Consider the following 2,416-nt stretch of genomic DNA (forward strand, 5'->3'; position numbering starts at 1 on the left):
GCCCCGGGGCGCGGGCCGCCCCCGGGCGGCCCCCCGGCCGGGGCGCCCCACGGCCGTTCGCCGATGTCAGCCCTACTTGGCGGCTTCCACCTGGAGGCCCACGTTGGCCGCGACCTCCGGGTGCAGCCGGACGGTGACCCGGTGCGCGCCCAGGCTCTTGATCGGGGTGCGGAGCTCGATCCGCCGCTTGTCCACGTCGGGACCGCCGGCGGCCTTCACCGCGGCGACGATGTCGGCCGGGGTGACGGAGCCGAACAGGCGACCGCCGGTGCCGGCACGGACCTTCAGCCGCACGGTGACGCCCTCGATCTGGGCCTTCACGTCGTTGGCCTGCTCGATCGAGGCGATCTCGCGGATCTTGCGACCGCGACGGATCTGCTCGACGTCCTGCTGGCCGCCCTTGGTCCAGCGGATCGCGGCACCGCGGGGCAGCAGGTAGTTACGGGCGTACCCGTCCTTCACCTCGACGACGTCCCCGGCCGTTCCCAGGCCGGCGACCTCACTGGTCAGGATGATCCTCATGGGTTGTGAACCACCCTTCCCTTAGCGCGCGGTCGAGGTGTAGGGCAGCAGCGCCATCTCACGGCTGTTCTTCACGGCCGTGGCGACGTCACGCTGGTGCTGGGTGCAGTTGCCGGTGACCCGGCGGGCACGGATCTTGCCGCGGTCGGAGATGAACTTCCGCAGCAGGTTCGTGTCCTTGTAGTCGACGTAGGAGATCTTCTCCTTGCAGAACACGCAGACCTTCTTCTTGGGCTTGCGCGCGGGCGGCTTCGCCATGGTGCTTCTCCGGTGAGTTCAGAAATACGTGGGGTGTGCCCTCAGAACGGGGGCTCGTCCGAGTAGCCACCGCCGGAGCCACCGCCCCAGCCACCGCCACCACCGCCGCCACCCTGCTGGCCGCCGCCGGCCGGAGCGCTGGTCGCCCACGGGTCACCCGCTGGCCCACCGCCCTGACCGCCCTGACCACCCTGGCCGCCACCCCAGCCGCCGCCACCCTGGCCGCGACCGCCGCCGCCACCCTGGCCGCCGCCGGGGGCGGACCTGGTGACCTTGGCCGTGGCGCGGAACAGCGAGGGACCGACCTCGTCGACCTCCAGGTCGATGACCGTGCGCTTGACACCTTCCCGGTCCTCGTAGGTCCGCTGCTTGAGCCGGCCCTGGACGATGACCCGCATCCCCTTGGTGAGCGACTCGGCGACGTTCTCCGCCGCCTGGCGCCAGACCGAGCAGGTCAGGAACAGGGCGTCGCCGTCCCGCCACTCGTTGGTCTGCCGGTCGAAGATGCGCGGGGTGGACGCGACACGGAACTTCGCGACCGCCGCACCGGATGGAGTGAAGCGCAGCTCGGGATCGTCGACCAGATTGCCGACGACCGTGATGACGGTCTCGCCTGCCATTGGGGTACCTCTCGGCGGGGGTTAACTGCTGTTGCTGCGATGATTACGTATGGCTCTGACAATGACACCGACGGTGCCGCTCGCCGGCCCCGCTCAGTTCTGATCAGTGCGTGGCCGGGCGCAGGACCTTGGTCCGCATGACCGACTCGTTCAGGTTGAGCTGGCGGTCGAGCTCCTTGACGACCGCGGGCTCGGCCTGCAGGTCGATCACCGAGTAGATGCCCTCGGGCTTCTTGTTGATCTCGTAGGCCAGCCGGCGACGGCCCCAGGTGTCGACCTTCTCCACCTTGCCGTTGCCCTCGCGGACGACGGAAAGGAAGGACTCGATCAGGGGGGCGATGGCACGCTCCTCAAGATCGGGGTCGAGGATCACCATCACCTCGTAGTGACGCATGCGAAAACCCACCTCCTCTGGACTCAGGCGGCCACGGGCGTTCCGTGGCAGGAGGGTCGTGATGCGGTCGCCCCACAAGGGGGCGGACAGTACACCGTACCTGTCTCCGCCCTTCCGGTTGAAATCGGGGCGGTGAGCGGAGCAATCTGGACACGTAGGGTCATTCGAGGGTCATTCGCGCCTTGGAGGTGTCCCATGGCACAGGCCGCGCACCACGGTCCCTTCGCCTTCGCGGAACATCTGCTCAACATCGACGGCCGTCCCCATCCGGTCGAGAACCGCTACGCCATCGCGACGCTGCTGGTGGGAGCGGTCGCGGCCATCTTCTCGATCTGGAACGACATGCACCTGGTCAGCTCCTGGGCCGGTCTGGTCGGCATCGCGCTGGGCGCTAGGGCCCAGATGATCTCGGTGACGACCGCCCAGCGGTTCCTGGCCGTCCTCGGCCTCGGCGCCGCCGGAGTCGGCCTCTATCTGGGCCTGGCCCACGGCGGCCCCTTCGGGGGCGTGCTCGGCTGACGCACCCGGTCGGCGGGGGGGGGGGCGGGCGGCGCGGGCGCCGGGCCCACCCACCACATCGGGGCCGGGGGAGAGAGAGAAGAAAAAAAAAAACAAACAAAAC

Annotated in this window: 5 protein-coding genes; 1 reads left to right on the forward strand and 4 read right to left on the reverse strand. The window is 69.2% G+C overall.

The window, feature by feature from the left end:
* Nucleotides 1–72: 72 nt before the first annotated feature.
* The 4 genes from rplI to rpsF all read right to left on the reverse strand — a co-directional run bounded on the left by rplI (nt 73) and on the right by rpsF (nt 1,794).
* Nucleotides 73–522, reverse strand: coding sequence for a 50S ribosomal protein L9 (rplI, locus tag ACFWI8_RS35480; protein WP_311599838.1), 450 nt, complete (start codon nt 520–522; stop codon nt 73–75).
* A gap of 21 nt (nt 523–543) precedes the next feature.
* On the reverse strand, nt 544–780 hold the full coding sequence (gene rpsR, locus ACFWI8_RS35485) for a 30S ribosomal protein S18 (RefSeq protein WP_003978893.1): 237 nt from the start codon (nt 778–780) through the stop codon (nt 544–546).
* Nucleotides 781–821: 41 nt separating this feature from the next.
* Entirely contained in the window at nt 822–1,400 is a 579-nt protein-coding gene (locus ACFWI8_RS35490; RefSeq protein ID WP_387100162.1) for a single-stranded DNA-binding protein, read from the reverse strand.
* 103 nt (nt 1,401–1,503) lie between these two features.
* A complete protein-coding gene (gene rpsF, locus ACFWI8_RS35495; RefSeq protein WP_311599816.1) occupies nt 1,504–1,794 on the reverse strand; it encodes a 30S ribosomal protein S6 in 291 nt (96 codons plus the stop codon).
* 195 nt (nt 1,795–1,989) lie between these two features.
* Here rpsF and ACFWI8_RS35500 point away from each other — a divergent pair, with 195 nt between their 5' ends.
* Nucleotides 1,990–2,313 carry a hypothetical protein gene (locus ACFWI8_RS35500; protein WP_387100165.1) on the forward strand — a complete coding sequence of 108 codons (324 nt, stop codon included), beginning with the start codon at nt 1,990–1,992 and terminating at the stop codon, nt 2,311–2,313.
* The last annotated feature ends 103 nt before the right edge of the window (nt 2,314–2,416 follow it).

Source organism: Streptomyces sp. NPDC127098 (genome assembly GCF_042722465.1).
Taxonomy (GTDB): Bacteria; Actinomycetota; Actinomycetes; order Streptomycetales; family Streptomycetaceae; genus Streptomyces; species Streptomyces millisiae.